Origin of the sequence: Rhodococcus sp. EPR-134 (assembly GCF_001647205.1) — a bacterium.
GTDB lineage: Bacteria > Actinomycetota > Actinomycetes > Mycobacteriales > Mycobacteriaceae > Rhodococcus_F > Rhodococcus_F qingshengii.
Window position 1 is genome coordinate 1 of record NZ_LVCT01000001.1, and the last position, 5191, is coordinate 5191.

Genomic DNA, 5191 nt, shown 5'->3' on the forward strand with positions numbered 1-5191 from the left:
TATTCTTTCGATCCGGAAAAGCGATTCAGCAGTGACGATCTCGGAATGGCGGCCAAGCCCGACTACCCGGACGACTACCTCGGCCAGTTGGCCGAACCGTTCCGGAGACAGAACTGACGGACGAGGGGTGGAGATTCAGCCCGCGAGTACCCGTCGCATGACGGGCTTGGCTGCAAACGCACTGGCCAACACCAACGCGATCCCCACAGCCAGGGTGACGCCCAACTGAACCAGCGCCATCGGAGTGGTCAATACGGCTGCCCCTGCCAGTGGGAAGAGGAACAGCAGTGCAGCGCCGGCACCGGCCAGTGCCATCACCACCACGGGAGTGCGAACGTGCCGCATGCGGGCGCTGTCCATCACCTCGACAGGTGTACCGGCCAGAGTCAGACTCCGATACAGCTCACGGTTGTCGAGGATCCCGGATACCTGGGTGAGCGCAGACGAGATTGCCGCCAACGTGAATGTTGCTCCGAGAGTGAACAACACCCCGGTTCTCATGTCCGCGAACAGGAACTCCTGCCCTGGCTGCACATCCTGCCCTTCCCCGTTGCCTATCGCGGCGAGGAGAGATGTGCCTGCGGCAACAAAGCTGGCCATCGTCACACCGCTGACCGTGCGCCACACAGCCTTCGGATTATCCAAGACCCGACGCGCCGCAATCAGCGAAGCACCGTCTTTGGCGCATTTGAGCATGATCCGTCCAAGCAGCGAAATGACGAACGGACCGACCAACGCAACAACGCCGAAGCAGAGACCAAGGCCCACCAGGATTGCCGCGATGCTTGCCGCGGAGCCCCCGAATGCACTCCACCCCACAAGAACCCCCACCCCAGCCACCGCGAAGATCATCTTCGGTGCGGCGCTGGGATTGCCCGCCGTGACGCCCAACGGGCTCACGAACACCTGGCGCATCCCGAGCATCGACGTCAAAGCAGCCAGGATGGTCATTCCGAATACGATGCCCACCAGCGGAAGTGCGCCTACCCAAAGCTCACTCCACTCGAATGTCCGACCTTGAAATCTCAAGAGAGCTACGAGCGGCAACGCGAGGAGGTATCCCACCACACCGATCAACGCACCGGCCAAGCCCTGGATACCCGATTCCGCAGCGCACAGCGCAACGATCTGGCGAGGGGTGGATCCGATGAGTCGCAGCGAGGCAAGTCGTTCGTCGCGACGGCGCGCGCCCAAGCGGGCCGCCGCCAGGCCGAGAGTGACGGCTGGAACGATCATCAACACCGAAGCAACCCCTGCGAGTGCTAGGTACGCCTCGGCTTCGGGTTCGCTCGATCTGCCCGCGAATGCACCGTAGCCGCCGAGAACGGTGAGTAGCAAGGTCGTTGACGCGGCGAAGGCCGTTACGGGAAGCGCAAAGGTACTCAACGCCTTTCGGCCTTCACCTCGCACCGTCATCAATGCAACGCGCGCTGTGGCCTTCATGCCGCCACCTGTGTCCCGACGAGCGAACCGGCCTGCATCATCATCGTGCGATCACACCACCGAGCGACTTCGGCATCGTGAGTGACGACGACCAACGCAGAACCGATCTGTTGAGCCGAATCACGCAACACCCTCATCACTTCCCAACTCGTCTGCGCGTCGAGGGCACCGGTCGGCTCGTCTGCGAAGAGAACTGCGGGTTTGGTTACCAACGCTCGCGCAATCGCCACACGTTGCGACTGCCCACCCGACATCTGACCCGGGCGACGATCCTGCAGACCGTCCAGCCCCAACGGCGCGAAGAAGCCGTGCGCCGTCCGCTTGGCTTCTGCGATGGACAACCCGTTGAGTACGAGAGGCAGCGCGACATTCTCGATCGCCGGAAGCTCCGGCAACAGTTGGCCCGATTGAAAAACGAATCCGTACGACTCGCGTCGGAGGCGGCTGCGGTCGTTCTCACCGAGGTTCTCGATATGCCTGCCGCTCAGCAAGATTGCTCCCGAGTCGGGCTTGACGATTCCTGACATGCAATGCAGCAGTGTCGACTTCCCCGATCCTGAAGGACCCATGATGGCCGTGGCAGTACCGGCGCGCACTTCCAGCGATACACCTCGGAGCACCGGAACGTCGCCGTACGACTTGCCCAGCGCGTGGACCGACAGGACTGCGGGTGCTTGTGCGTTGTTCATGATTCCACCTTCTCGTGAACCCTTCGCGAACACATCGGCCCAGCGCACGATCTTCGGACTGAGCTCGGTCCTACCGGAGGATGACCGGACCCCGAGCTCTGTCAGGGTCGTCACTATGATTTCCGACATGACCTGGTCCGGCGCCGTCCACATGCAGCCCGGAATTCTCATGTTCACCGGCGCAGTGGGATCCGCGCACATGCATTCGCACGCCGCTGTTCAGATCATGATCATCGACGACGGGGACGTCACGGTCACGGACGGGGACGGCCACAGTGAAGTCGTGCGGTCCGTGGTCATTCCATCCGGGGCGGTCCACGCGTTGTCCGCCTCCGAGGGCGCGCGGGGACGAGCGATTTACGTGGACTCCACCACGGGAATGGGCCGGCGCATCAGGCCGCCTGTATCCGAGCACGGTGGTGTGGCCGACTGGTCGGACCGTGGGCGGACCGCAGTAGCGATGACGGACCGTGGCGCTGATTCGGATCTGGAATACGCAGCGAGGCTGATCGATTCACTGTCCGAAAGCAAGCAGCCGTCGAACGTACGCGCTCTTCACCCTGCACTCGAGCATGCTCTGACGATACTGCCCGAGCGACTTTCGGGGCCGATAACGGTGACGGACACCGCCGCGCTGGTCTCCATCTCGCCCGGCCGATTGGGAAGAATCTTCAACGATCAACTGCAGATGAGTTTTTCGACCTACATTCGTTGGTTGCGGCTACGACGCGCCATGGAAGTGATGAGCGGTGGCGCAAGCCTGACAACCAGTGCCCACGAGGCCGGCTTCACCGACAGCGCCCATCTCAACCGGATCTGCCACAGCATGTTCGGACTCACGCCCAGCGCCGCGACCGGCGATCTCACCTGGAGTTGACGCTGCTCCTCAACTGATGCTGCCCACCGCCGACCTCGCCAGTAGCGACAGACGACTGTAGAGGCGCGCCAACCCCGGCACGTCCCGGAGGCTGCCTGCCACTTCTTCGACGTAAGCGTCGGCGTAGATCGTCAGCCGCGCATCGACGTCATAGAGAACATCGACGACATTCGCGAAACGGCGAAGGGCAAATTCCGACGCCTCGGCGAGCACCGGCACTCCGAAGATCACCCAGTCGTCGAAGCGGGCGGCGAGCGCGAGGTAATCGGCAGCCGAGGTCGAACCAGTGCACAGCACCTCGAAGTCGAACCAGACGACACCGTCTCGAATCGCCGAGCACTCCAATGTGCGTGTGCCTATTATCAATTCGACACTTTCGCCCGAAGGCCGCGTAGTTCCCGAGCCGAGGAGGAATTCTCCTGTCGCAAAACGGTAGTCCCCGGCACCTGGCTGTCCCGCCGTCCGATAGTCGACGGAGCCACCCAACTCGATCACCTCGAGAGTCCGTTCGATCAACTCGACCGACGGAACGAACTGCTCGTGAAAAAGCGGATTGGGAAGAAGATCGGTCGGCGGAACATTGGACGTGACGACAACAGTCACGCCTTTCGCGACGATTGTGTCGAGAACCCTTGCCATGAACATGGCGTCGGCGACGTCGTCGAGGTGGAACTCGTCGAAACAGAGCACCCGGATTCCATCGACGACGTGATCCAGTGCCACGCCCATCGAGCCGAGTTCATGCGCCCGAGAGTGCAGATCTGCAAAGAACCGATGAAAGTGAATGCGCCGCTTGCCGACCGGGAGCCCGTCGTAGAACTCATCCATGAGCATCGTCTTCCCGCGGCCGACGCTACCCCAGAGATAGATCCCACCCCCGACCTCACCGCCCGAGATCCGGGCCTGCAGTGCGTCGAGGGCTTCGCGTGCCGCCAACTGCTCTTCGTCCAGTAGCATAAGACTCCTCTACGTCTGTAGAGTCGAGGCTAGTGATCGAAGGCAAATCGAGTCAATGTGACCCTCACGACGCACCATCAGCAACATTCAACTCCAGCAACATTCAACTCCGGCAGCATGCAACATCGACAGCAAGGAACGGCATGAAGCCTGATCGCAGAGCCCTCATCGCGGCATCCGCCGTCACGATCATCGCCGAGCAGGGCCCGCGTGCACTCACCCATCGGGCGGTTGATCAGTCCCTGGAACTTCCTGCCGGTTCGACGTCGTACTATTTCCGCACTCGCGAGGCACTACTCGAAGCAACCGCATTGCACATCGTGCACCGGTCACGTTCGATATTCGACGAACTCCGCGAGAGGCCCAGCGATCCTGCTGCCCTGACGGCCGAGTATCTCGATGATCTTCTTTCGCACCGCAGACACGAATTGATCGCGAGATATGCACTACTCCTGGAAACTCCCCGAGATTCGGCATTGCACCAACTCCTCGAAGACAGCCTGTTTTCACGGGAGAAGGCAAGGCCTGTCTTCGACATCATTGGCGTTGACGATCCTGACGTCGCCGCCGAAAATTTTCTGAGCCTTCTGGAGGGCTTGATCTTCGACTACTGCCTCGGAGCGCGTAGCCGAGATCCCCGCTCCTCCGAAACCGTTCGGCAACTTCGGATCCCGATCGACATCTATCTGCGCGGAGTTGGTGCCGCCTGAAAGATGTTGGTCAGCAGAGACTTCCGGTGCAGGGCCGTTGACCAGAGAACAGTGCCGCGACAAACGGGGTGCTGTCTGGAACCGAAGCCGGAACGGTTCCCAGATGATCAGTGGGATAGGTATGGAATGCAAAGTCGACACCGTTGGCAGTAAGGTCGGCCGCGAACTTCAGTGTCAGCGGTGCCGGAACATCGATGTCCGACAACCCCTGACCGATGAAGAACGGGCGGTCGTATCCTGCGGTCGGCACAGTGAGCAAGTCACGCGCAGCCTCCATGAATACTGGATTGTCCAGCGACTTCGTCAGCACCTGCCCGAGTGTGACGGTTCCGTACTTCGTGCGCGCCTCGGTGTAGCACATGTTGTTCTCGACGTCGTCGAGGATGGTCTTGCCGAGCGGGGTCAGATACGAGTCGATGTCGATATCCGGCCGCGAAGCACGCAGTCCATCAAGAACGTTCGCGATGTAGACCGTCGTACCCTTGAGCGGAAGCGCCGGGAAAGCCGGACCACCG

Annotated in this window: 5 protein-coding genes and 2 pseudogenes; 3 read left to right on the plus strand and 4 right to left on the minus strand. The window is 61.3% G+C overall.

What is annotated here, in order from left to right; all coding sequences use genetic code 11:
* Nucleotides 1-117 (plus strand): annotated as a pseudogene (locus tag A2J01_RS35585) (sterol desaturase family protein); the annotation flags it as partial.
* 18 nt (nt 118-135) lie between these two features.
* Here the strand turns inward: A2J01_RS35585 and A2J01_RS00005 are convergent.
* Nucleotides 136-1443, minus strand: a complete 1308-nt coding sequence (locus A2J01_RS00005; RefSeq protein WP_064111313.1) for an FtsX-like permease family protein — start codon at nt 1441-1443, stop codon at nt 136-138.
* Entirely contained in the window at nt 1440-2285 is an 846-nt protein-coding gene (locus A2J01_RS00010) for an ABC transporter ATP-binding protein (RefSeq protein ID WP_019746872.1), read from the minus strand. The genes A2J01_RS00005 and A2J01_RS00010 overlap by 4 nt, the downstream gene beginning before the upstream one ends.
* On the opposite strand from A2J01_RS00010, the gene A2J01_RS00015 reads away from it, so the two are divergent.
* Complete coding sequence (locus A2J01_RS00015) at nt 2260-3009, plus strand: helix-turn-helix transcriptional regulator (RefSeq protein WP_064111317.1); 750 nt, start codon at nt 2260-2262, stop codon at nt 3007-3009. The genes A2J01_RS00010 and A2J01_RS00015 overlap by 26 nt on opposite strands.
* A gap of 9 nt (nt 3010-3018) precedes the next feature.
* On the opposite strand, the gene zapE is transcribed toward A2J01_RS00015, so the two are convergent.
* Complete coding sequence (zapE, locus tag A2J01_RS00020; RefSeq protein WP_064111315.1) at nt 3019-3966, minus strand: cell division protein ZapE; 948 nt, start codon at nt 3964-3966, stop codon at nt 3019-3021.
* A gap of 143 nt (nt 3967-4109) precedes the next feature.
* On the opposite strand from zapE, the gene A2J01_RS00025 reads away from it, so the two are divergent.
* The gene (locus A2J01_RS00025) at nt 4110-4676 is read left to right on the plus strand and encodes a TetR/AcrR family transcriptional regulator (RefSeq protein ID WP_007734055.1); all 567 of its coding nucleotides are present in this window, start codon (nt 4110-4112) and stop codon (nt 4674-4676) included.
* A gap of 10 nt (nt 4677-4686) precedes the next feature.
* Here A2J01_RS00025 and A2J01_RS36180 read toward each other — a convergent pair.
* Nucleotides 4687-5191, minus strand: a pseudogene (locus tag A2J01_RS36180) (S9 family peptidase); the annotation flags it as partial.

Bases quoted from the DNA above. Each gene is read 5' to 3' on its own strand.
- A2J01_RS00015 (WP_064111317.1), top strand. From the start codon at position 2,260: ATGACCTGGTCCGGCGCCGTCCACATGCAGCCCGGAATTCTCATGTTC.
- A2J01_RS00005 (WP_064111313.1), bottom strand. From the start codon at position 1,443: ATGAAGGCCACAGCGCGCGTTGCATTGATGACGGTGCGAGGTGAAGGC.
- A2J01_RS00025 (WP_007734055.1), top strand. From the start codon at position 4,110: ATGAAGCCTGATCGCAGAGCCCTCATCGCGGCATCCGCCGTCACGATC.
- A2J01_RS00010 (WP_019746872.1), bottom strand. From the start codon at position 2,285: ATGTGGACGGCGCCGGACCAGGTCATGTCGGAAATCATAGTGACGACC.
- zapE (WP_064111315.1), bottom strand. From the start codon at position 3,966: ATGCTACTGGACGAAGAGCAGTTGGCGGCACGCGAAGCCCTCGACGCA.